Raw genomic sequence first — 21,384 nt, 5'->3', positions numbered from 1 at the left:
CCGACGGCGGTGTGCGCCGGCCCGCGTATCGCGCCCTTACGCAGCAGCCACGCCGCGCGCTGCCGCGAGCTTGCGCTGCAGTTCCGGCATGATGCGCGCGACGGCTTCCTCGCCCGCGAGAATCGCCGCGTTGCGCTGGTTGAAGTCGCTGCCGCCCATCGCGTTGAGGTTCGGGCGGATCACGACGTCCGCATACTTGTCGAGTTCGTAGGTCTTGATCGTCTGGCCCATGATCGTGAAGGTCTGCAGCAGCATCTCGATCGGGTTGTTGGTTGCTGCGCCGTCCGGCCGGGCCGAGATGTCGACCGCGATCACGAAGCTCGCGCCCATCTTGCGCGCGTACGATGCGGGCACCGGGCTCACGAGGCCGCCGTCCACATACTCGCGGTTGCCGATCTTCACCGGTTCGAACACCGACGGCACGCTGCACGATGCGCGCACCGCGAGCCCCGTGTTGCCCTGCTGGAACAGGATCGGCTGGCCGTTCTGCAGATCGGTCGCGACGATGCCGAGCGGCTTCGCCATCTTCTCGATCGGCCGGTTGTTGAGCGTCTTGTTCAGGAAGTTCTGCAGCGCCACGCCTTGCAGCAGCCCGCGCGAGCGGAACGGCAGCGCCCAGTCGCTGATCGCCGCCTGGTCCATGTCGAGCGCGATCTTGTTGATCTGCAGCGCGCTCATCCCCGACGCATAGAGTGCGCCGACCACCGAGCCTGCGCTCGTGCCCGCGACGATTTCGACCGGGATGCCGCGCGCCTCGAGCGCCTTCAGCACGCCGATGTGCGAGAAGCCGCGCGCGGCGCCGCCGCCGAGCGCGATGCCGATCTTCACGGGCTTTTCATGCGGCTGCGTGGCGCCGGACGCATTGTCCGGGCGGGATTTGTCGCCGAACGACGTGCAGGCGGCGAGGCTGGCGGACGCGGCGGCGATCGTGAAGTGGCGGCGCGACAGGCGAGGGGACGACATCGAATGGTTCTCCGGCGGCTTGGCGGCGGGTTACACGGCCCGCGGCGGCGATAGGTTCCGAGCGGCCGCGCGGCAGGTTCCGTGCGGCCGGTGCCGCGCCGGCTGGCGGCCGCGGCGCGCACATCATAAAGCAAGCGGCGCGCTTGGCGCGAAGTCCGGCGCGAGTATAATTCCGGCTTCTTTCCCGTTCCGGGTGTCGCCGGCCCCGTTGCTGTCCGGGCTGCCGCCGTCGATCCCGCGTCGAATCATTCATGCGCCCCAGGCGTTCGAGTTACCGTTTATGACCCGTCCTGTCCGTACCCGCTTCGCGCCGAGTCCCACCGGCTTCATCCACCTCGGCAACATCCGCTCCGCGCTCTATCCGTGGGCGTTCGCCCGCAAGATGAAGGGCACGTTCGTGCTGCGCATCGAGGATACCGACGTCGAGCGCTCGTCGCAGGAAGCGGTCGACGCGATCCTCGAAGGGATGCAGTGGCTCGGCCTGGATTTCGACGAAGGCCCGATCTACCAGATGCAGCGGATGGACCGCTATCGCGAGGTGCTCGCGCAGATGCTGGAGAAGGGCCTCGCGTACCCGTGCTACATGTCGGCCGAGGAGCTCGACGCGCTGCGCGAACGCCAGCGCGAGGCGGGCCTGAAGCCGCGCTACGACGGCACGTGGCGTCCGGAGCCCGGCAAGGTGCTGCCGGAGCCGCCGGCTGGCGTGAAGCCGGTGCTGCGCTTCCGCAATCCGCTGACGGGCACGGTCGTGTGGGACGACGCCGTGAAGGGGCGTGTCGAGATCTCGAACGAGGAACTCGACGACCTCGTGATCGCGCGCCCGGACGGCACGCCGATCTACAACTTCTGCGTGGTGGTGGACGACATGGACATGGGCATCACGCACGTGATCCGTGGCGACGACCACGTGAACAACACGCCGCGCCAGATCAACATCCTGAATGCGCTCGGCGGCGAGTCGCCCGTCTACGCGCACCTGCCGACCGTGCTGAACGAGCAGGGCGAGAAGATGAGCAAGCGGCATGGCGCGATGAGCGTGATGGCGTACCGCGACGCGGGCTTCCTGCCTGAAGCCGTCGTCAACTATCTCGCGCGCCTCGGCTGGTCGCACGGCGACGCCGAGATCTTCTCGCGCGAGCAGTTCGTCGAATGGTTCGATCTCGAGCATCTCGGCAAGTCGCCCGCGCAGTACGACCACAGCAAGCTGAGCTGGCTGAACGCGCACTACATCAAGGAAGCGGACAACGCGCGTCTCGCCGCGCTGGCCAAGCCGTTCCTCGCGGCACTTGGCGTCGACGACGCGGCGATCGCAACGGGTCCTGCGCTCGAAGCGGTGGTCGGGCTGATGAAGGATCGCGCGACGACGGTCAAGGAGATCGCGGAAGGCGCCACGATGTTCTACCGTGTACCGGCACCGGAAGCCGATGCGCTTGCGCAGCACGTGACCGACGCGGTGCGTCCGGCGCTGGCCGATCTCGCCGCTGCGCTGAAGGCCGCCGACTGGACGAAGGAAGCCGTGTCAGCCGCGCTGAAGGCGACGCTCGGCACGCACAAGCTGAAGATGCCGCAACTCGCGATGCCGGTGCGTCTGCTGGTGGCCGGTACGACGCACACGCCGTCGATCGACGCGGTGCTCGTGCTGTTCGGTCGCGATGTCGTGGTGTCGCGCATCGAGGCCGCGCTGGCCTGAGGTTCGGGGGCGAGCGAAGCTGTCCGTGCGTGACATCGCGGCAGCTTCGCAAAAAATTTCGCTCGAATCGCAAAAAGGGTATTTACAAGTTCAAAGTAGCTCCATATAATCTCATTTCTGTTCTGCAAGGGGGTATAGCTCAGCTGGGAGAGCGCTTGCATGGCATGCAAGAGGTCAGCGGTTCGATCCCGCTTACCTCCACCATCAGAACAAGCTGGGTTGATTTGAGAAGCAGCGGTAGTAATAAATGCTTCACAAAATGATTCAAAGCAGTTAGAATTTCGGCCTTCGCTGTTGATTGAAAAGTGAATAGCGAAAGTCAGACAGATCTGAAAAGATTTTGTCCCCTTCGTCTAGAGGCCTAGGACATCACCCTTTCACGGTGAGTACAGGGGTTCGAATCCCCTAGGGGACGCCAGATTCAGCGGCGTTTCGTAGAAGTGTCGCAACGCTTGCAGGAACGTAACCGACGTCCTGCAGGTGAGGGTAAGAAAGCTGGAGCGGTAGTTCAGTCGGTTAGAATACCGGCCTGTCACGCCGGGGGTCGCGGGTTCGAGTCCCGTCCGCTCCGCCAGAACGAAGCCCGTTCAAGACGTTTTTGAGCGGGCTTTTGTATTAAAGATGTAAGCAGTACGTTGTCCCCTTCGTCTAGAGGCCTAGGACATCACCCTTTCACGGTGAGTACAGGGGTTCGAATCCCCTAGGGGACGCCAGATTCAGCGGCGTTTCGTAGAAGTGTCGCAACACCTGCAGGATCGTGACGATGTCCTGCAGGTGGGAGTAAGAAAGCTGGAGCGGTAGTTCAGTTGGTTAGAATACCGGCCTGTCACGCCGGGGGTCGCGGGTTCGAGCCCCGTCCGCTCCGCCAGAACGAAGCCCGTTCAAAGAACGTTTTTTGAACGGGCTTTTGCATTAAAGATGTAAGCAGTACGTTGTCCCCTTCGTCTAGAGGCCTAGGACATCACCCTTTCACGGTGAGTACAGGGGTTCGAATCCCCTAGGGGACGCCAGATTTCGGCGTCGTTCGAACAAACGATGCGCCGGCAGGAAGTAACCGACGCCTGCCAGGCAAGTAGCAAGACTGGAGCGGTAGTTCAGTCGGTTAGAATACCGGCCTGTCACGCCGGGGGTCGCGGGTTCGAGTCCCGTCCGCTCCGCCAAAAAAATGAAGAAGCCCGCCTCGTGCGGGCTTTTTCATTTGCATTTCCGGTTGCGCCCGTTAGCGGGCGCGTGACTGCGGAGTGGAGGAAGCTGCCTGCGCAGCTTCCGGCGGGACTCGAAGGGTTGCGCGTGCACGCGCAACCGCGGCCTGCGGGATGTAGGAGAGTCCCGTCCGCTCCGCCAGAAAATGAAGAAGCCCGCCTTGTGCGGGCATTTTCATTTGCGTTTCCGGTTGCGCCTGCCGGCGGGCGCGTAACTTCCGGTCATCCGGTGTCGAGCCGCTACGAGAAATCCGCGATTGCATCCACACGCGACTGCGCTATCGTGGCGGGATGCGTTCTTGACCCCTGCGCGATGCTCGATCCGACCGACCTGCGACTCCTGTATCAGCTCCGGCCCGCGGAGGCTGGCGATTTTCCGTTTGCCGAAGCGCTGACGCACGGCAACATGGGCGGCTACTACAAGCGCCATGGGCTCGTGTGGCGCAGCGACCTGTTCTACGCGAGCTGGCGCGAATCCGAGAACTTCATTCTCGAGGCCGACGGCGAGCGCATCGGCGTGCTGCGCGTGACCGAGGAGGGCGACTCGCTGCACATCCGCGACGTACAGATCGCGGCCGGCCATCGCGGGCAGGGCGCCGGCACCTACATGCTCGACATGTCGCACCGCTGGGCGCGTGCACGCGGGCTGCACGAACTGCAACTGCGCGTGTTCGTCGACAATCCTGCCGCGCGTCTCTACCTGCGCATGGGCTATCGGGTCGCCGGGTCGCGGCTCGCGCAACTTGGCTCGATCCGCCACATGGTGCGGCCGGTCTGAAGTCCTGACGACCTGAAGCGAGGCGTTCAGCGGACGGCGTCGATCGCGTCGTCGTCCGGCGTTTCGTCGTCTGCGAGGCTGCCTTCCGGGCCGCGGTGCTCGTAGCCGCGCAGCATGAATGCGCGCGGGCTTTCGCCGAATGCGCGCCGGAACATCGCCGAAAAGGCGCTCTGGCTCTGGTAGCCGAGTTCGCGCGCGATATGCGACAGCGGGCGCCCCTGGTTCAGCAGCGGAATCGCCCGTGCCAGCAGCGCCTGCTGACGCCACTGCGAAAAGCTCACGCCCAGTTCCTGCTTGAAGAGCCGCGAAATGGTGCGCGTGCTCGCGCCGACCTCGCTGGCCCAATGTTCGAGCGACTCCGCGTGTGCCGGGTGCGCGAGGACTGCTTCGCACAGCATGCGCAGCCGTTTTTCGTCGGGCATCGGTACCGCGAGCGGCAGCGGTTCGGCGTGGCTCAGCTCGTCGAGCACCAGCCCGCACAGCAGGCGCTCGCGCGGGGTACTCAGGTCGCGCGCGTCGAGTGCGACGATCAGCTCGCGCAGGAGCCCCGTCACTTCGACGACGCGGCACGCGTCGAGCCCGTCCGGCACGATCGACTCGTCGATATACAGCGTGCGCAGATACGCCTCTTCGACGATCACGACCTCGTGCGTCACGCGCGGCGGCACCCAGATCGCGCGGGACGGCGGCACCATCCATGTCGTGCCGGTCGTCGCGACGCGCAGCACGCCGCGCGATGCGTACGCGAGCTGCGCCCACGCATGCGTATGCAGCGGGATGCGATACCCGGTATTGACCTGCCGTGCGCGCACGCGCATCGGATGGACGGCGGTCGGTGCGAATTCGGGCGGGATGTCGATGACGTACGGATTCGTCACGTCGGCTTGGAACGGCGGATTCATGGAGGATTCGGGCAGCGCGGCGGCGATGCCGTTATTGTAGAAGGCGCCGCGAAAGCGCATGCGGCGGTTTGTCGGGCGATCATGCCGCGTTCAAATGAACTTTGTGTGGGGCCCGGCGATTTCGGGACTGCCCCGGGGCCGGGCGCGCTCGCGGGTTCGAACCATCGGGCCGGTATCGTGGTCTATCGATGCGCGGGCGATTTCGCCACGAATCGCGCGCGAACACGGCAACATACGAATCAAAGAGGAGAACCACGATGCGTTACGTATTCGTCTACGGCACCTTGAGAAACGGGGAGGCCAACGACATCGGCCATGCGGCGGCCAGGCACGGGATTGCCGCCCCGACGCTGCTCGGCGCCGCCGCGCTGCCGGGCGAACTGTACGATTTCGGTACGTACCCGGGGATGATCGCCGGGGCGGCCGGCAAGTCGCTGGTCTGGGGCGACGTCTACGAGGTCGACGACCTGCTCGTTCCGGTGCTCGACGAGATCGAGCGTGTCTATCCGGGCGTCGACTCGCTGTTCAAGCCGGAAGACGTGACCGTCGAGCTCGGTGGCCGGCAGTACGCGTGCCTGTACTATCCGGTGGCTTCCCACGCGATAGCCGGCCGTCCGCGCATTGCGTCGGGCGACTGGGTTCAGCACCGGCGCGAGCGGGAAGCCGTCTGACCGGTCGCGCGGCAGCCGCGATAGCGGATCCTGCCGCAAAAGAAAAAGCGCCCCGAGGGGCGCTTTTTTTGATGCCGTCATCGCCCGCGACCGGCGCCGACGCACGGCCGGCCCCGGTCGAGGCGGGCAGCTTCGTCAGATTTCCTCGTACAGCGGCAGCGTCAGGAACTCGGTGAAGCCTTCCGACGTCGACATCTGCTCGAAGATCGCCGCGGCACGCTCGTACGGCTGCGTGTTGCCGCCGACCGACCGCTTCACGTTGTCCAGCTCGGCCTTCGTGAATTCGCGCACGAGTTCGGCCGTGACCTTGCGGCCGTCGTCGAGCACGCCCTTCGGCGAGCGGATCCATTGCCACACCTGCGAACGGGAGATCTCGGCCGTGGCCGCATCTTCCATCAGGTTGTGGATCGGCACGCAGCCGTTGCCGTCGAGCCATGCGCCGAGGTAGTGGATACCGACGTTGATGTTGTTGCGCAGGCCGGCTTCGGTGATCGGCGCTTCGGGCTGGAAGTCGAGCAGGTTCTTGCCTTCGACCTGCACGTCGTCGCGCTGCTTCGCGATCTGGTTCGGCTGGTCGCCGAGCACCTTGACGAACTCTTCCATCGCGATCGGCACGAGGCCCGGGTGCGCCACCCAGCCGCCGTCGTAGCCGTCGGTCGCGTCGCGCTGCTTGTCCGAGCGCACGCCGCCCATCGCCTTGTCGTTCGCTTCCGGATCGTTCTTGATCGGAATCAGCGCGCTCATCCCGCCGATCGCCGGCGCGTTGCGCTTGTGGCAGGTCTTCAGCAGCAGCAGCGCATACGCGCGCATGAACGGCACCGTCATCGTGATCTTCGAACGCTCGGCGAGGCAGAAATCGCGGTCGTTCTTGAACTTCTTGATGGCCGAGAAGATGTAGTCCCAGCGGCCGGCGTTCAGGCCCGAGCTGTGTTCGCGCAGCTCGTACAGGATCTCGTCCATCTCGAATGCGGCGAGGATCGTCTCGATCAGCACCGTCGCGCGGATCGTGCCGCGCGGCACGCCGACGCCTTCCTGCGCGGCGACGAAGATGTCGTTCCACAGGCGCGCTTCGAGATGGCTTTCCATCTTCGGCAGGTAGAAGTACGGGCCCGAGCCGCGCGCGAGCAGTTCCTTCGCGTTATGGAACAGGAACAGCGCGAAATCGAAGATGCCGCCGGACACGCGCTGGCCGTCGACCGTCACGTGCTTCTCGTCGAGGTGCCAGCCGCGCGGACGCACGATCAGCGTCGCGACCTTGTCGTTCAACTGGTACGACTTGCCGTTCTGCTCGAGCGAGATCGTGCGGCGCACCGCGTCCTTCAGGTTGATCTGGCCGTCGATCTGATTCGTCCAGCTCGGCGCGTTCGAATCCTCGAAGTCCGTCATGTACGAATCGGCGCCCGAGTTCAGCGCGTTGATGATCATCTTGCGCTCGACGGGGCCCGTGATTTCGACGCGGCGGCATTGCAGGTCGGCCGGCAGCGGCGCGACCTTCCAGTCGCCTTCGCGGATCGCCTTCGTCTCGGCCAGGAAGTCGGGGCGCTCGCCCGCGTCGAGGCGTTTCGTGCGCTCGACGCGCGCCTGCAGCAGCGCCTGGCGGCGCGGTTCGAACGTGCGGTGCAGCGCCGCGACGAGTGCGAGCGCTTCGGGCGTCAGGATTGCTTCGTAACCCGGCTTGATTTCGCCGGTGATCGCCATGCCTTGCGGCAGCGTGATCGGGGTGCTCATGAGTCTCATCTCCTTGGTCGGTCAGTTGCGGTTTCGGTGAAGGGGGAAGGCGGCAGCGCTGCGAACGTCATGCACCCGGGCCGGGGCGCGTGCGGTTCGCGGGTCTGCCGGACGGAGCCGGGGTGGCGAGGAATGCGAGCAGGTCGGCCATGCCGGTCCCTGTGCCGTCGGGCGGCGCGCCGAGTTCCTCGGCGGGCGCGCCCGTGCGGTTGAGCCAGAACGTCGTGTAGCCGAACCAGACGGCGCCGGCGACGTCCCATGCGTTCGACGATACGAACACGATGCCGCGCCGGTTCGGTCCGAACGCGTCGGTGCCGAGTGCGTAGGCGGCCGGGCTCGGCTTGTACGCGCGCACGGTGTCGGCCGACAGCACGCGATCGAACAGCCCGGACATGCCGGCGCTCTTGATCGCGATGTCGAGCATCTGCGGCGTGCCGTTCGACAGGATCCCGAGCGGCGGGCGCGGGTCGAGCGCGCGCAGCTTGCGCAGTGCGGGCACCGTATCGGGATAGGTGGACAGGCACGCGTATTCGTCCATCAGCCGCTTCTCGGCCGCGCTGTTCAGCGCGAGCCCGAGCCGGCGCGCGGCGAACCGCAGCGCATCGAGCGTGATGTCCCGGAACGGGCGATAGCGCGCGCCGGCCGGATCGGCGAGCGTGCGCAGTTGCGAGTATTCGATTTGCTTGCGTCGCCACAGCTGCGACAACCGTTCCCCGTGACCGGGGAACATCTGCTCCGCCGCGGCCAGGACCGCGCGCACGTCGAACAACGTGCCGAATGCGTCGAAGAGAATTGCGTCGGGAGAGGAGAGTGTCGTTGTGGCCGACATAGCCTTGCGCTCCAGTTTCAGAGGTCAGGTGAATTCTATTCGTGATCGTATGTGCTAAAAAAGACGCTAAACATCACTTGATCTTTTACTTTCATCTACCTAATCTTGAGCGGTTTAAGCTATTTGAAGGGCGGCAGCGCCGCCCGTGCGAGTCATGGACCGGTTCAAGCAGATCGAAACGTTCGCCGCGGTCGCGGCGAAGGGCAGCCTGTCGGCGGCCGCGCATGCGGAAGGCGTCGCGCCGGCGATCATCGGCCGCCGCCTCGACGCGCTCGAGGAGCGGCTCGGCGTCAAGCTGCTGGTGCGCACGACGCGCAAGCTCACGCTGACGTTCGAGGGCTCGGCGTTCCTCGAGGACTGCCAGCGCGTCATCAACGACATGCAGAACGCGGAGGCGAGCGTGTCCGCCGGCGGCGTCAAGGCGAGCGGCCACCTGCGCATTTCCGCGCCGGCCGGCTTCGGCCGGCGGCACGTCGCGCCGCTCGTGCCCGAATTCAGCGTCGGGCATCCGGATGTCTCGGTCACGCTCGACCTGTCCGACCGGATGGTCGACCTCGTCAACGAGGGGTTCGATTGCGCGGTGCGGCTCGGCGAGCTGCCTGATTCGTCGCTCGTGTCGCTGAAGCTCGGCGAGAATCGCCGCGTGTGTGTCGCGTCGCCCGCGTATCTCGCCCGGCGCGGCACGCCGGCCACGCTCGCGGAGCTGGCGCGGCACAACTGCCTCGCGCTCGCGGCAAACGCGAACCAGCAACGTGGCTGGGCGTTCCAGGAGGACGACAAGGTCGTATCGATCCGCGTGAACGGCACGATGGAATGCTCGGACGGCGCGGTGCTGCACGAGTGGTGCCTCGAAGGCCACGGCCTGGCGTGGCGCTCGTGGTGGGAGGTCGGCGAGGACATCGCAGCCGGCCGGCTCGTCAGCGTGCTCGACGCGTTCGCCGCCCCGCCGATCGGCATCCACGCGGTGTTTCCGCAACGGCGGCATCTGCCGCTGCGCGTGCGGCTGTTTCTCGATTACCTGAAGCACACGTACGAGCGGCCCGGTTACTGGGGCGAGTAGGCGGCAGCCGGCCGCGCGTTTCCGATATGAGGGCGAACCCGCTGCGCCGCCCGGCCGCGTGCTTTCACGTCCTACAATCGAAACAGGCATGCCCCACGCGACGCGGCCGGATCGCCCGGAAGCGCGGCGCGCGGAGTGCGATTGACGCAGGAGGGCGCGATGTTCCGGCACATCCTCGTTCCAACCGACGGTTCCGAACTGTCGCAGAAGGCGATCGACGGCGCGATCGACCTGGCTCGCGCGGTCGGCGCGCGCGTCACGGCGTACGCGTGCCTGCCGCAGTATCCGTACTCGCCGTTTTCCGAAGTGATCATCGAGCCTCCCGCCGATTTCCGGGCGCGCAGCGAGCGCGAGGCGCGAGCCCACCTCGACGAGGTCGAATCGGCCGCGAAGGCAGCCGGCGTCGACTGCGACACCTGGACGAGCGTGCACCCGTCGCCGTATCTCGGCATCATCGAGGCGGCCGAACGCGGCGGCTGCGACGTGATCTTCATGGCGTCCCACGGACGCCGCGGGCTCGGCAGCTTGCTGATCGGCAGCGAGACGCAGCGCGTGCTGACCCATACGAAAATTCCGGTGATCGTCTATCGGTAGGGCGGCGCCCTGGAAAAAGGGCGCGCCGGACGGAGCCGGCGCGCGTCGTTGCTGGCGGCCCGCAGGCCGCGCGGCCGGTCGCGCGATCTGTATCGCGCGCCTGCCGTCTCCTCCCTGATTTTTGTTTGGTGGCCGATGCCGCACCGTCGCGAGACGGGGCGGGCATCGGCATGACGCGTCGCGCGTCGTGCTCTGCTTACGCGACCTTCTTGCCGTCGAAGAACTGTTCGTCTTCGGTCGAGCCGTGCAGTGCGGTGGTCGACGCTTCGCGCTCGACCGTCTGCGTCACGGCGTCGAAGTAGCCGGTGCCGACTTCGCGCTGGTGCTTGACGGCCGTGAAGCCCTTGTCCGCTGCCGCGAACTCGGCCTGCTGCAGTTCGACGAATGCGCTCATCTGCGTGCGGGCATAGCCGTGCGCGAGGTTGAACATCGAGTAGTTCAGCGCGTGGAAGCCGGCCAGCGTGATGAACTGGAACTTGTAGCCCATCGCGCCGAGTTCCTTCTGGAATTTCGCGATCGTCGCGTCGTCGAGGTTCTTCTTCCAGTTGAACGACGGCGAGCAGTTGTACGACAGCATCTTGCCCGGGAACTGCTTGTGGATCGCTTCCGCGAATTTCTTCGCGTACTCGAGATCCGGCTTGCCCGTTTCGCACCAGACGAGGTCGGCGTACGGCGCGTACGCGAGACCGCGCGAGATCGCCTGCTCGATGCCCGGCTTCGTGCGGAAGAAGCCTTCCACCGTGCGCTCGCCCGTCAGGAACGGCTTGTCGTTGTCGTCGACGTCGGACGTGATCAGGTCGGCCGCTTCCGCGTCGGTGCGGGCGACCAGCACGGTCGACGTGCCCATCACGTCCGCGGCGAGACGCGCTGCCGACAGCTTCGCGACCGCTTCACGCGTCGGCACCAGCACCTTGCCGCCCATGTGGCCGCACTTCTTCACGGATGCGAGCTGGTCCTCGAAGTGGACGCCCGATGCGCCGGCTTCGATCATCGCCTTCATCAGTTCGAACGCGTTCAGCACGCCGCCGAAACCGGCTTCCGCGTCAGCGACGATCGGTGCGAAGAAATCGACGTAGCCTTCGTCGCCCGGGTTCTTGCCTTCCGACCACTGGATCTGGTCGGCGCGCGTCAGCGTGTTGTTGATGCGCTTCACGACGAGCGGCACCGAGTTTGCCGGGTACAGCGACTGGTCCGGGTACATTTCGCCCGCGACGTTCGCGTCGCCGGCCACTTGCCAGCCGGACAGGTAGATCGCCTTCAGGCCGGCCTTCACCTGCTGCATTGCCTGGTTGCCGGTCAGTGCGCCGAGGGCATTGACGAACGGCTCGTCGTTGATGAGGCGCCACAGCTTTTCCGCGCCGCGCTTGGCGAGCGTGTGCTCGATCGGGATCGAACCACGCAGGCGGACCACGTCCTCAGCCGAGTAGCTGCGCTTGATGCCCTTCCAGCGCGGATCGGATTCCCATTGCTGTTGCAGTTCCTGTGCCTGTTGCTGACGCGACATGATGAGCTCCTTGATGCGGTGCGATGCCTGATGGGTTGAATCTGACGGTGGTGACGCTGTTCTCGAAGCCGGGAGCGGTGTGTTCCGGTTCGTGAGGTCTTGTATAAGAGTCTAGGCAAATCGTCCGGAGCGGGACAGGGGGCTTCGTGAGGAGTGGGGTAAATTTTTAGTTGTTTTAAATCAATATCTTGAAATTGTAATTTCGGGATGAGAAATGATTTTTCCCATCCTGCAATCGCCCGGCTTGTGCCACGCAGCATGATTTTTTACGACACAAAAAAATTTTCCGCATCGTGAAATGTGGGGCGGAGCGAAAAAAAACCGGCGCAGATGCGCCGGTTGGCTGGATGGGCAGGGCGGTTATCCGCGGGTCTGCCCTCCGTGGGGCGGCCGGTGGCCGCCCGTGCGTGCTTACGACGCGGAGTTGCTGCGACGCGGGCCGCCGCTGCGCTGACCGTCGCGGCGCGGGCCGCCGTCACGGCTGCCGCCCGGCTTGCCGCTCCAGCCGCCGCCATTGCCGCCGCCGTAGCTACGGCCGTTGCCGTTACCGTTGCCGCCATAACCACCGCCCGGCTTGCCGCCGAAACGGCGACCGCCGTTACCGCCGCCCGGACGGCCGCGGCCGCCGTTGCCGCCGTTACGCGGGGGAGCCTTGCGCGGCTCGAAACCTTCGATCACGTTGACCGGCAGCGGCGAGCGCACGAAGCGCTCGATGCGCTTGAGCGCGCCTTGCTCGGCGTGGTGCACGAGGCTCACTGCCGTGCCCGAACGGCCTGCACGGCCGGTACGGCCGATACGGTGCACGTAGTCTTCCGCGAACTTCGGCAGGTCGTAGTTGAACACGTGCGTGATGCCCGGGATGTCGATGCCGCGTGCCGCGACGTCGGTTGCCACCAGCACGCGCACGCGGCGCTCGCGCAGCGCACGGATCGTGCGGTTACGCGCGCCCTGCGGCAGGTCGCCGTGCAGCGCGGCCGATTCGAAGCCTGCGTCGGCGAGACGGCCGGCGAGCTGGTCGGCGTCGATCTTGGTCGCCGTGAAGATGATCGCCTGGTCGAGCGCGTCGTCGCGCAGCAGGTGATCGAGCAGGCGATCCTTGTGGTCGCGGTCGTCGACGTAGTGCACGGTCTGCGCGATGTTCGTGCGCGATTCGAGGCGTTGCTGGATCTCGATGCGCTCCGGATCCTTCAGCAGGCGGCTCGTCAGCGAACCGATCTTGCCGTCGAGCGTGGCCGAGAACAGCATCGTCTGGCGCGACTCGGGGGTGGCGGCGACGATCGTTTCGATGTCGTCGATGAAGCCCATGTCGAGCATGCGGTCGGCTTCGTCCAGCACGAGCATCTTCAACTCGGACAGGTCGATGCGGCCACGCTCGAGGTGGTCGAGCAGACGGCCCGGCGTGGCAACCAGGATTTCCGGGTTCTTCGCGAGCAGCATCAGCTGCTGGCCGTAGGCGACGCCGCCGAGGATGCTGACCGTGCGCAGGCGCTTCAGGTGCTTGCCGTAGGTCGTTGCGGCCGTGGTGACCTGCATCGCGAGTTCGCGGGTCGGCGTCAGCACGAGCAGGCCCGGGCGCGCGACGGGTTGCGGGCGGCGCGCGCGGCGGTCGCCCTGGTTCGGTTCGCGCGGCGCGCGCGGTTGCTGCGCCTGCGCCTTCTGGAGCTGCGCGAAACGTTCGATCGCGGGCAGCATGAATGCAGCGGTCTTGCCCGAACCGGTCGGGCTCGAGACCAGCAGGTCACGGCCGGCGATGCCGGCCGGAATCGCGCGCTGCTGGACCGGCGTCGGCTTCACATAGCCGGCGGCCTGCAGCGCGGAGACGATCTCCGGCGACAACCCGAGCGACGCGAAGTTCGGCTCGTCCGACGCCGGTTCGACCGCGGCCGGTACGGCGGCGTCGTCGAGACCGAGCGCCTGGTCGGCGATCGCGTTGAGCGGGCTGGAGTTGATGCTCGAAGTCATAACAATCCTTGAAACACAGTGGGTGAAACGTCGGCGCCAATCGCGCATACCCAAGTCGTCGGATTCAGCGAGCAAATCGGGAAACGGGGGTGCAATCCGCCGAACCGTCGGCGGATGAGGCATTAGAAGCTGTTTTGGGTGCGGCGCGCTTCAGGAGCGGGGCCGCCAGCCTGATAAGTGACGACCGCGAAGGTCGAAGCAGGAGGGGACAGGTTCTAAACCGGATTGGAGCTTAACGCTACGAGGCGTCAGGCCGGAACGGCTTGCGAGCCGAGCGCGGGGGGTGACGCAGCCCGCATTATAAAGAGATTTGCTGCGCTGCGCCACTGATTTGATTGCCTATTGCGACAGGAGGCGATTCGGTCAGGAAGCCGTGCCGTTTTTCAGCGATTCGACGAGCTCGATGTACTGCTGCTTTGCCGCATCCTGCGACGTGCCCTTCAGCGCATCCCAGGCGTCGTACTTGTATTTGCCGACGATGTCGGTGAAGCCCGGCTTGTCGCCGTGGGCGTCGCCGTCGGTCGCCTGCTTGAAGAGTGCGTACAGGCGCAGCAGGGTCAGGTTGCCCGGCCGTTCCGTCAGTTGCTTGACGTCGATCTGGGCCTGGTCGAATTGGGCGGTGAGTTCGCTCATCGGGTGTCTCCGTAAGGGTTTCAGGTCGGGCGATCTTAACAAGCGGACCGCCGCGCGGGGTCGAGCGATCCTTCCAAACCGCCGCCGGGCGCAGCGTGCATGCACGGATCGGGCCCGATCGCCCGTGGGAGCGGGGCGCCGCATTACAATGTCGCCCATGACGCAAACAGTGCTCCTCGCCATCGATACGTCGACCGAATACTGCTCGGTCGCGCTGCTGCGCTCGGCCCACGCCGATGACGCCGTTTCCACCCCGCAAACCTGGGTCCGCCACGAGCTGACGGGCGCCGTGTCGAGCACGCGCGTGCTGCCGGCGATCCAGGAGCTTTTCGCCGAATCGGGACTGACGCTCGCCGATTGCGACGCGATCGCATTCGGTGCGGGCCCCGGCTCGTTCACGGGCCTGCGCACCGCGACGGGCATTACCCAGGGTCTCGCGTTCGGGGGCGGGCTGCCGGTCGTGCCGATCGGTACGCTGCTCGCGTGCGCCGAGCATGCGCGGCTGCGCGCGCCCGGCACGACCCGCGTGCTGGCCGCGCTGGACGCGCGGATGGACGAAGCCTACTGGGCGGATTTCGCGTGGGACGACAGCACCGGCGACTGGCGCACGCTGCATCCGGCTTCGCTCGATGCGCCGGGCGCCGTCGGCGTGCCCGATGTGCCGTTCACGCTCGCGGGCAATGCGGCGGCCGCGTTCGGCGCGCAGTTGCCGGCTGCGGCGCGCGCGGCCGTGATCGACCACGACGCGATGCCGCACGCGCTGGCGGTCGCCCATGCCGCCCTGCGCGCATTCCGTGCCGGGCGTGCGGTGCCGGCCGATCAGGCTGCGCCGGAGTACGTGCGCGACAAGGTCGCGCAGACGACCGCCGAGCGCGTCGCGGCACGGGCCGCGCAGACGGGCGGAGCGAAGGGATGACGGGTGTACTGCTGAGCGACCGTTATCTGGCGCCGATGACGGATGCCGATCTCGACGAAGTCGTCGCGATCGAGCACGTCGCGTACGAATTCCCGTGGAGCCGCGGCAACTTCGAGGATTCGTTGCGCAACGGCTATCTGGGCGTGTGCCTGCGGCACGTGACGGGTTCGCTGATCGGCTATTGCGTGCTGATGCCCGTGGTCGACGAGATGCACCTGCTGAACCTGTGCGTCGCGCCGGCCGCGCAGCGCGCGGGCGCGGGCCTGGCGCTGCTGCGCGAGGCCGTGCGCATTTCGCGCGCGGAAGGGCTCGACGGCGTGCTGCTCGAGGTGCGGCCGTCCAATCCGCGCGCGGTTCATCTGTACGAGCGTTTCGGCTTCTCGACGATCGGCCGGCGCAAGAATTATTACCCGGCGAAGCATCGCAGCCGGGAGGACGCGATCGTGATGCGTCTGACGCTGAACAAGGACGAAGGGGACGCGCATGGCATGGGCTGAAGCGGCGCTCGAGGAAATGGGCCTCGCGCAGATCTGGGTGCGGCGCGGGCAAAGCGCGGACGATGGCGCGGCAGCCGAAGCGCCTGCCGTGGCGCAAGCCGGTGCAGCGGACATCGCGCCGGCCGTCGCGATCGAGCGACCTGCGCGCACCGCGCGACCGCCGGTGCAAGACGACGCGCCGCCGGCAGTGGCGATACGCGTCGATGCTTCGCCGGCTCGCGCGCCGGCCGCCTCCGTGCGCCGCGTCGACGATGGCGATCGTGCGCCTGTACCGGTCATGCCTGCCGACACGATGCCGCCGATGGACGACGCTCCGCCCGCCACGGCAGACGATTTCGCGTGGTTCGATGCGGCGCCGCCGGGCGACCCCGCGCCGGTTGCAGAATCGCGTCCCGTCGGTACGCCGGTTGCCGCGCTCGACTGGGACGCGCTGGCTGCGCGCGTGTCGGACTGTACGCTTTGCCGGCTGTGCGAGAAGCGGACCAACACCGTGTTCGGGGTCGGCGACCGCGAAGCGGACTGGATGCTGATCGGCGAAGCACCGGGCGAGAACGAGGACAAGCAGGGCGAGCCGTTCGTCGGCCAGGCGGGCAAGCTGCTCGACAACATGCTGCAGTCGCTGTCGCTCAAGCGCGGCGACAACGTGTACATCGCGAACGTGATCAAGTGCCGGCCGCCCGGCAACCGCAATCCGGAGCCGGACGAGGTCGCGCGTTGCGAGCCTTATCTGCAGCGCCAGGTCGCGCTCGTGAAGCCGAAGCTGATCGTCGCGCTCGGCCGCTTCGCCGCGCAGACCTTGCTGAAGTCGGACGCGAGCATTGCGTCGCTGCGCGGCCGCGTGCATGAATACGAAGGCGTGCCGGTGATCGTGACCTATCACCCGGCGTACCTGCTGCGCAGCCTGCAGGACAAGTCGAAGGCATGGGCCGACCTGTGCCTCGCGCGCGATACGTTCCAGCGCGCCGAGGGCACCGACGCGAACGGGCCGGCCGGACAATGACGACCGGCGCGGCGTTCGCATTCGTCGATACGCTGCACGACGTCGCGGTTCGCGATCTGGGCTGGCTGCTGGCCAGCCCGAGCCTGCTCACGGCGGTACCGGACGCGCCGCTTGCGCGCCCGTGGCTGGATGCCGCCGGTCAGTCGGCCGTCGAAGCATGGCTCGCCGCGCTCGATGCGCAGCCCGAGCCGCTGCATCGCGCGCTCGACGGGTTCCGGCCCACCCGGCTCGGCCGCTACGCCGAATGCCTGCTTGAGTATTTCCTGACGCACGGGCCGTCGCTGCGGCTCGTCGCGGCCAATCTGCCGCTGCGCAGCAATGGCAAGACGCTCGGCGAAGTCGATTTTCTCGTCGACGCGCCGGACGGGCGGCGCCTGCACTGGGAACTCGCGGTGAAGTGCTATCTGTGCGCGCCGGTGCAAGCCGGTGCCTCGCTCGCCGATTTCGTCGGCCCCAACCTCGTCGACCGGTTCGACCGCAAGCGCAGCCGGCTACTCGAGCACCAACTGCGGCTCGGCGATCGCGACGGGTTTGCGCGACTCGGCTACGGCGCGCCGTCCGACGCGCAGATGTTCATCAAGGGCTGGTTGTTCTATCCGCACGGTGCGCCGTTGCCGCCGGTGTCCGCGGAAATCGCGCCGGATCACCCGCACGGCTTCTGGCTGACGCACGCGCAGTGGCCGGCGTGGGCGGCCCGGCAGCGTGCCGGCGTCGCATGGGGCGTGTTGCCGCGGCTGGCGTGGCTCGCGCCGCGACGTGCGGCTGCCGATAGCGGATTCGAACCCGAGCCGCTCGCGGCGGCGCTGGAACTGCCGTCCGTGCTGACGGCACGCGAGGCCCCCGCGCTGATCGGCATTCATGAAAAGGGCAGTGACGGCACGTGGCGCGAAAGGGCGCGCGGCTTCGTCGTGCCGGACGACTGGCCGGTACGCGCGCAGGCGTTCGCGGCGCAGGATCACTGACGCCGCGTCAGCCGGCGCTCACCACCAGCGATGGAAGTGATGGACAGGGCCGACGCCGTGGCCGACGTCGAGGTGGCCGCTCGCGGCGATCGCGCCGGTCAGGTAGGTCTTGGCTTCGCGCACCGCGCTTTCGAGGTCGGGCTGCTGCGGCAGCAGCGCGGCGATCGCCGACGACAGCGTGCAGCCGGTGCCGTGCGTGTTGCTGACCGGTACGCGTGCGCCATCGAGCCGCACGGTGCGTGTCGCTTCGACGAGCCAGTCGGGGCTCGCGGACGCGTCCGGCAGGTGGCCGCCTTTCATCAGCACGGCGCGCGCGCCCGTCTGTAACAATGCCTGACCTTGCCGGACCATGTCGTCTTCCGTGGTTGCGGGCACATCGTTCAGCAGCGCGGCGGCTTCGGGCAGGTTCGGCGTCACGACCGTCGCGAGCGGCAGCAGCGTATCGCGCAGCGCGTCGACGGCATCGGGCGCAAGCAGCGCGTGCGCGCTCTTCGAGATCATCACCGTGTCGAGCACGACGAAGCGCGGCGTGTAACGGCGCAGCGCGTCGGCCACCGCGTGCACGATCGCCGCATTCGCGAGCATCCCGATCTTGACCGCATCGATGCGGATATCGCCGAACACCGCGTCGAGTTGCGCGGTCACGAACGCCGCATCCGGCGCATGCACGCCGGTCACCCCGCGCGTGTTCTGGGCGGTCAGCGCGGTGATCACGCTCGCGCCGTATGCGCCGAGCGCGGAAAAGGTCTTCAGGTCGGCCTGGATGCCTGCGCCGCCGCCCGAATCGGAGCCGGCGATCGTCAGGATGTTGGGTATCGGGTGCGTCATGAGGGCAACGCGCCGGTTCGAAGACCGGCGCCGGCGGACGGAAACGGGAAGTGTAGCGTCAGTGCCGCGATTCGCCGATCAGCGCGACCGAGTCGAACTGACGCTGGTTCGCCTGGTGGCGGCGCATCACGAGCCACATCGTCAGGCAGACGAACGTGCCGAACAGCACGATCACGACGCCGACCGGCACGTCGAGCCACACGAGCACCGCATACAGGCACAGCATCACGAGCACCGACAGGTTCTCGTTGAAGTTCTGCACCGCGATCGAGTGGCCGGCCGACAGCAGCACGTGGCCGCGATGCTGCAGCAGCGCGTTCATCGGAACGACGAAGTAGCCGGACAGCGCACCGACACACATCAGGAAGATGTACGCGATGATCAGGTACACGGGCATGCGCAGGTGGCCGATGTGCACGGCCCAGTGCGACGGGAACAGGTCGCGCGTGTAGAACGCCATCAGCATCACCGCGATGCCCATGATGATGCCGACGGGCAGCACGGTCAGCGACTTCTTCAACGGAATCCGGGCGGCGGCGGCGATTGCGCCGGCCGCGACGCCGACCGCGACCACGGCCTGCAGGATCGCGCCTTCCGACAGCGACATGCCGAGCGACACTTCAGCCCACTTCAGCACGATGAACTGCAGCGTCGCGCCCGCGCCCCAGAACAGCGTCGTGACGGCCAGCGAGATCTGGCCGAGCTTGTCGCGCCACAGCACCATGAAGCAGTCGGCGAAATCGGTGAGAAGCTTGACCGGGCCGCGTTCCTGCTTCGGGTAGCGGGCGCCGGTATCGGGGATGCGCAGGTTGAACAGCGCGGCGATCACGTAGATCGCCATGATGATCGCCATCGCCGCTTCGGCAGGTGTGCCGATCCAGGCGGGCGTATGCGCGATCACGTGCGACGCGATGTGCGGGCTGATCAGCGCGCCGCCGAGCACGGTGCCGAGGATGATCGAGCTGACGGTCGTGCCTTCGATCCAGCCGTTCGCGGCGACCAGCCGGTCGGCCGGCAGCAGCTCGGTGAGGATGCCGTATTTCGCGGGCGAGTAGGCCGCCGCGCCGAACCCGACGATCCCGTACGCGATCAACGGGTGGGCGCCGAACAGCATGATCATGCAGCCGACGACCTTGATCGAGTTGGTGATGAACATCACGCGGCCCTTCGGGCGCGAATCCGCGAAAGCGCCGACATAGGCCGCCAGCACCACGTAGGACAACACGAAGAACAGCTTCAACAGCGGTGTCATCCAGTTGGGGGCGTGGAGGTCTTTCAGCAGGGCGATGGCGGCGATGAGGAGCGCATTGTCGGCCAGCGACGAGAAAAACTGCGCGGCCATGATGGTGTAAAAACCTTTTTTCATCTGATGCGATGCTTTCGTCGCTGCGGCAGGGCCGCGTAGGCCGCCTGGTATGCGATCGGCTTATTCCGTTCGAAATGGGTTGTGCGCACGGCTTTATAACATGAAAATACGCCAATTCGGACTAGCAAGATTCCCCGATCGTTCCGCAAATTGTCGGCTTCAGTGCTCAAAAGGCGCGGTAAGCTGATGATTCGCAAGCGTCTTTACGTAAATTTCCCATGCCGCGCCCGATCTCCGCCACCATCCATACCGCCGCTCTCGCGAACAATCTCTCCGTCGTCCGCCGCTTTGCCGGCCCGTCCAAGGTCTGGGCGGTCGTCAAGGCCAACGCGTACGGTCACGGTCTCGCCCGCGCGTTTCCGGGCCTGCGCGGTACCGACGGCTTCGGCCTGCTCGACCTCGACGAGGCCGTCAAGCTGCGCGAGCTCGGCTGGGCCGGCCCGATCCTGCTGCTCGAAGGGTTCTTCCGCTCGACCGACATCGACGTGATCGACCGCTACAGCCTGACGACCACCGTCCACAACGACGAGCAGATGCGGATGCTGGAAACGGCGCGGCTGTCGAAGCCGGTCAACGTGCAGCTCAAGATGAACAGCGGGATGAACCGGCTCGGCTACCTGCCGGAAAAATACCGCGCCGCCTGGGAGCGTGCCCGCGCGTGCCCCGGCATCGGCCAGATCACGTTGATGACCCATTTTTCGGATGCGGACAACGAGCGCGGCGTTGCCGAGCAGCTCGCGACGTTCGAGCGCGGCGCGGCAAGCATCGCCGGCGCGCGCAGCCTCGCGAACTCGGCGGCCGTGCTGTGGCATCCGGATACCCACTTCGACTGGGTGCGCCCTGGGATCGTGCTGTACGGCGCGTCGCCGTCCGGGCTGTCGTCCGACATCGCCGACACGGGGCTGAAGCCTGCGATGACGCTCGCGTCCGAGCTGATCGCGGTGCAGACGATCGCGAAAGGGCAGGCGATCGGCTATGGTTCGACCTTCTCGGCACAGGCGCCGATGCGGATCGGCGTGGTCGCGTGCGGTTACGCGGACGGCTATCCGCGGGTCGCGCCCGAAGGCACGCCCGTGATCGTCGACGGCATCCGCACGCGGATCGTCGGTCGCGTATCGATGGACATGATCACCGTCGACCTGACCCCGTGCCCGCAGGCCGGTGTCGGCGCGCGCGTCGAGCTGTGGGGCAACGCGCTGCCGATCGACGACGTCGCCCGCCATTGCGGCACGATCGGCTACGAGCTGATGTGCGCGGTCGCCGGCCGCGTGCCCGTGCGCGCGGAATAAGGGCGTCGCG

The 21,384-nt window shown here is 66.7% G+C and carries 19 protein-coding genes and 7 tRNA genes; 17 read left to right on the top strand and 9 right to left on the bottom strand.

The features are described 5' to 3' along the window. Window positions 1–36 precede the first annotated feature (36 nt). Entirely contained in the window at window positions 37–963 is a 927-nt protein-coding gene (locus BDI24065_RS28370; protein WP_174954682.1) for a patatin-like phospholipase family protein, read from the bottom strand. Between the two features lie 280 nt (window positions 964–1,243). Here BDI24065_RS28370 and gltX point away from each other — a divergent pair, with 280 nt between their 5' ends. The 9 genes from gltX (at window position 1,244) to BDI24065_RS28325 (ending at window position 4,633) form a co-directional block, all read left to right on the top strand. Then, window positions 1,244–2,653 carry a glutamate--tRNA ligase gene (gene gltX / locus BDI24065_RS28365; protein ID WP_175034045.1) on the top strand — a complete coding sequence of 470 codons (1,410 nt, stop codon included), beginning with the start codon at window positions 1,244–1,246 and terminating at the stop codon, window positions 2,651–2,653. 128 nt (window positions 2,654–2,781) lie between these two features. Beyond that, window positions 2,782–2,857: transfer RNA gene (locus BDI24065_RS28360), tRNA-Ala, on the top strand. Window positions 2,858–2,995: 138 nt separating this feature from the next. After that, window positions 2,996–3,071 (top strand) — tRNA-Glu (locus BDI24065_RS28355). A gap of 79 nt (window positions 3,072–3,150) precedes the next feature. Continuing rightward, window positions 3,151–3,227: transfer RNA gene (locus BDI24065_RS28350), tRNA-Asp, on the top strand. Between the two features lie 63 nt (window positions 3,228–3,290). Further along, a tRNA-Glu gene (locus BDI24065_RS28345) sits at window positions 3,291–3,366 on the top strand. 78 nt (window positions 3,367–3,444) lie between these two features. Further along, a tRNA-Asp gene (locus BDI24065_RS28340) sits at window positions 3,445–3,521 on the top strand. Between the two features lie 66 nt (window positions 3,522–3,587). Further along, a tRNA-Glu gene (locus BDI24065_RS28335) sits at window positions 3,588–3,663 on the top strand. Between the two features lie 73 nt (window positions 3,664–3,736). Continuing rightward, window positions 3,737–3,813, top strand: a tRNA-Asp gene (locus BDI24065_RS28330). A 355-nt stretch (window positions 3,814–4,168) separates the two neighbouring features. Then, window positions 4,169–4,633, top strand: a complete 465-nt coding sequence (locus BDI24065_RS28325; RefSeq protein WP_021159069.1) for a GNAT family N-acetyltransferase — start codon at window positions 4,169–4,171, stop codon at window positions 4,631–4,633. Between the two features lie 26 nt (window positions 4,634–4,659). Here the strand turns inward: BDI24065_RS28325 and BDI24065_RS28320 are convergent, their stop codons facing one another. Beyond that, window positions 4,660–5,535 carry an AraC family transcriptional regulator gene (locus BDI24065_RS28320; RefSeq protein ID WP_175034044.1) on the bottom strand — a complete coding sequence of 292 codons (876 nt, stop codon included), beginning with the start codon at window positions 5,533–5,535 and terminating at the stop codon, window positions 4,660–4,662. Window positions 5,536–5,792: 257 nt separating this feature from the next. Here BDI24065_RS28320 and BDI24065_RS28315 point away from each other — a divergent pair, with 257 nt between their 5' ends. After that, window positions 5,793–6,206, top strand: coding sequence for a gamma-glutamylcyclotransferase family protein (locus BDI24065_RS28315; RefSeq protein ID WP_175034043.1), 414 nt, complete (start codon window positions 5,793–5,795; stop codon window positions 6,204–6,206). Between the two features lie 135 nt (window positions 6,207–6,341). Here the strand turns inward: BDI24065_RS28315 and aceB are convergent, their stop codons facing one another. Both aceB and BDI24065_RS28305 read right to left on the bottom strand, forming a co-directional pair. Then, window positions 6,342–7,934, bottom strand: coding sequence for a malate synthase A (aceB, locus tag BDI24065_RS28310; protein WP_175034042.1), 1,593 nt, complete (start codon window positions 7,932–7,934; stop codon window positions 6,342–6,344). A 67-nt stretch (window positions 7,935–8,001) separates the two neighbouring features. Next, window positions 8,002–8,763 carry a haloacid dehalogenase type II gene (locus tag BDI24065_RS28305; RefSeq protein WP_039342629.1) on the bottom strand — a complete coding sequence of 254 codons (762 nt, stop codon included), beginning with the start codon at window positions 8,761–8,763 and terminating at the stop codon, window positions 8,002–8,004. Window positions 8,764–8,917: 154 nt separating this feature from the next. Between BDI24065_RS28305 and BDI24065_RS28300 the strand changes: the two genes are divergently transcribed. Next, window positions 8,918–9,823 carry a LysR family transcriptional regulator gene (locus tag BDI24065_RS28300; RefSeq protein ID WP_175014308.1) on the top strand — a complete coding sequence of 302 codons (906 nt, stop codon included), beginning with the start codon at window positions 8,918–8,920 and terminating at the stop codon, window positions 9,821–9,823. A 159-nt stretch (window positions 9,824–9,982) separates the two neighbouring features. Beyond that, window positions 9,983–10,417 carry a universal stress protein gene (locus BDI24065_RS28295; protein ID WP_031399397.1) on the top strand — a complete coding sequence of 145 codons (435 nt, stop codon included), beginning with the start codon at window positions 9,983–9,985 and terminating at the stop codon, window positions 10,415–10,417. A gap of 196 nt (window positions 10,418–10,613) precedes the next feature. Here BDI24065_RS28295 and aceA read toward each other — a convergent pair whose 3' ends face one another. From aceA to BDI24065_RS28280, 3 genes are all read right to left on the bottom strand, one after another. After that, window positions 10,614–11,921: an isocitrate lyase gene (aceA, locus tag BDI24065_RS28290; RefSeq protein WP_175034041.1), complete on the bottom strand. Its 1,308-nt coding sequence runs from the start codon at window positions 11,919–11,921 to the stop codon at window positions 10,614–10,616. A 411-nt stretch (window positions 11,922–12,332) separates the two neighbouring features. Continuing rightward, window positions 12,333–13,883, bottom strand: a complete 1,551-nt coding sequence (locus BDI24065_RS28285; protein ID WP_175034040.1) for a DEAD/DEAH box helicase — start codon at window positions 13,881–13,883, stop codon at window positions 12,333–12,335. 363 nt (window positions 13,884–14,246) lie between these two features. Beyond that, the gene (locus BDI24065_RS28280) at window positions 14,247–14,516 is read right to left on the bottom strand and encodes an acyl-CoA-binding protein (RefSeq protein WP_011352486.1); all 270 of its coding nucleotides are present in this window, start codon (window positions 14,514–14,516) and stop codon (window positions 14,247–14,249) included. A gap of 148 nt (window positions 14,517–14,664) precedes the next feature. On the opposite strand from BDI24065_RS28280, the gene tsaB reads away from it, so the two are divergent. From tsaB to BDI24065_RS28260, 4 genes are read left to right on the top strand one after another with little or no spacing between them, the layout of a single operon-like run. Beyond that, window positions 14,665–15,432: a tRNA (adenosine(37)-N6)-threonylcarbamoyltransferase complex dimerization subunit type 1 TsaB gene (gene tsaB / locus BDI24065_RS28275; protein WP_175034039.1), complete on the top strand. Its 768-nt coding sequence runs from the start codon at window positions 14,665–14,667 to the stop codon at window positions 15,430–15,432. Then, the gene (gene rimI / locus BDI24065_RS28270; protein WP_175034038.1) at window positions 15,429–15,929 is read left to right on the top strand and encodes a ribosomal protein S18-alanine N-acetyltransferase; all 501 of its coding nucleotides are present in this window, start codon (window positions 15,429–15,431) and stop codon (window positions 15,927–15,929) included. Before tsaB ends, rimI begins: the two co-directional genes overlap by 4 nt. Then, complete coding sequence (locus tag BDI24065_RS28265; RefSeq protein WP_175034037.1) at window positions 15,916–16,929, top strand: uracil-DNA glycosylase; 1,014 nt, start codon at window positions 15,916–15,918, stop codon at window positions 16,927–16,929. Before rimI ends, BDI24065_RS28265 begins: the two co-directional genes overlap by 14 nt. Continuing rightward, complete coding sequence (locus BDI24065_RS28260) at window positions 16,926–17,891, top strand: DUF1853 family protein (RefSeq protein ID WP_175034036.1); 966 nt, start codon at window positions 16,926–16,928, stop codon at window positions 17,889–17,891. Before BDI24065_RS28265 ends, BDI24065_RS28260 begins: the two co-directional genes overlap by 4 nt. An 18-nt stretch (window positions 17,892–17,909) precedes the next feature. Here the strand turns inward: BDI24065_RS28260 and thiD are convergent, their stop codons facing one another. Next, entirely contained in the window at window positions 17,910–18,719 is an 810-nt protein-coding gene (gene thiD / locus BDI24065_RS28255) for a bifunctional hydroxymethylpyrimidine kinase/phosphomethylpyrimidine kinase (RefSeq protein ID WP_175034035.1), read from the bottom strand. 58 nt (window positions 18,720–18,777) lie between these two features. Beyond that, a complete protein-coding gene (gene lplT, locus BDI24065_RS28250) occupies window positions 18,778–20,085 on the bottom strand; it encodes a lysophospholipid transporter LplT (RefSeq protein ID WP_089425701.1) in 1,308 nt (435 codons plus the stop codon). Window positions 20,086–20,303: 218 nt separating this feature from the next. On the opposite strand from lplT, the gene alr reads away from it, so the two are divergent. Next, window positions 20,304–21,374: an alanine racemase gene (gene alr / locus BDI24065_RS28245; RefSeq protein ID WP_175034034.1), complete on the top strand. Its 1,071-nt coding sequence runs from the start codon at window positions 20,304–20,306 to the stop codon at window positions 21,372–21,374. The last annotated feature ends 10 nt before the right edge of the window (window positions 21,375–21,384 follow it).

This window comes from Burkholderia lata (assembly GCF_902499025.1).
Classification (GTDB): domain Bacteria; phylum Pseudomonadota; class Gammaproteobacteria; order Burkholderiales; family Burkholderiaceae; genus Burkholderia; species Burkholderia lata_C.
The sequence above is the reverse complement of the archived record's forward strand: the minus strand, read 5'-3'. Positions and strand labels throughout refer to the sequence as shown.

What these genes read in the sequence shown, in the direction of transcription:
- alr (WP_175034034.1), top strand. Translation starts at nt 20,304, where the DNA reads ATGCCGCGCCCGATCTCCGCCACCATCCATACCGCCGCTCTCGCGAAC.
- BDI24065_RS28265 (WP_175034037.1), top strand. Translation starts at nt 15,916, where the DNA reads ATGGCATGGGCTGAAGCGGCGCTCGAGGAAATGGGCCTCGCGCAGATC.
- BDI24065_RS28300 (WP_175014308.1), top strand. Translation starts at nt 8,918, where the DNA reads ATGGACCGGTTCAAGCAGATCGAAACGTTCGCCGCGGTCGCGGCGAAG.
- BDI24065_RS28295 (WP_031399397.1), top strand. Translation starts at nt 9,983, where the DNA reads ATGTTCCGGCACATCCTCGTTCCAACCGACGGTTCCGAACTGTCGCAG.
- lplT (WP_089425701.1), bottom strand. Translation starts at nt 20,085, where the DNA reads ATGAAAAAAGGTTTTTACACCATCATGGCCGCGCAGTTTTTCTCGTCG.
- BDI24065_RS28320 (WP_175034044.1), bottom strand. Translation starts at nt 5,535, where the DNA reads ATGAATCCGCCGTTCCAAGCCGACGTGACGAATCCGTACGTCATCGAC.
- aceB (WP_175034042.1), bottom strand. Translation starts at nt 7,934, where the DNA reads ATGAGCACCCCGATCACGCTGCCGCAAGGCATGGCGATCACCGGCGAA.
- tsaB (WP_175034039.1), top strand. Translation starts at nt 14,665, where the DNA reads ATGTCGCCCATGACGCAAACAGTGCTCCTCGCCATCGATACGTCGACC.
- BDI24065_RS28280 (WP_011352486.1), bottom strand. Translation starts at nt 14,516, where the DNA reads ATGAGCGAACTCACCGCCCAATTCGACCAGGCCCAGATCGACGTCAAG.
- BDI24065_RS28285 (WP_175034040.1), bottom strand. Translation starts at nt 13,883, where the DNA reads ATGACTTCGAGCATCAACTCCAGCCCGCTCAACGCGATCGCCGACCAG.
- BDI24065_RS28315 (WP_175034043.1), top strand. Translation starts at nt 5,793, where the DNA reads ATGCGTTACGTATTCGTCTACGGCACCTTGAGAAACGGGGAGGCCAAC.
- thiD (WP_175034035.1), bottom strand. Translation starts at nt 18,719, where the DNA reads ATGACGCACCCGATACCCAACATCCTGACGATCGCCGGCTCCGATTCG.
- gltX (WP_175034045.1), top strand. Translation starts at nt 1,244, where the DNA reads ATGACCCGTCCTGTCCGTACCCGCTTCGCGCCGAGTCCCACCGGCTTC.
- BDI24065_RS28305 (WP_039342629.1), bottom strand. Translation starts at nt 8,763, where the DNA reads ATGTCGGCCACAACGACACTCTCCTCTCCCGACGCAATTCTCTTCGAC.
- BDI24065_RS28370 (WP_174954682.1), bottom strand. Translation starts at nt 963, where the DNA reads ATGTCGTCCCCTCGCCTGTCGCGCCGCCACTTCACGATCGCCGCCGCG.
- BDI24065_RS28260 (WP_175034036.1), top strand. Translation starts at nt 16,926, where the DNA reads ATGACGACCGGCGCGGCGTTCGCATTCGTCGATACGCTGCACGACGTC.
- BDI24065_RS28325 (WP_021159069.1), top strand. Translation starts at nt 4,169, where the DNA reads ATGCTCGATCCGACCGACCTGCGACTCCTGTATCAGCTCCGGCCCGCG.
- rimI (WP_175034038.1), top strand. Translation starts at nt 15,429, where the DNA reads ATGACGGGTGTACTGCTGAGCGACCGTTATCTGGCGCCGATGACGGAT.
- aceA (WP_175034041.1), bottom strand. Translation starts at nt 11,921, where the DNA reads ATGTCGCGTCAGCAACAGGCACAGGAACTGCAACAGCAATGGGAATCC.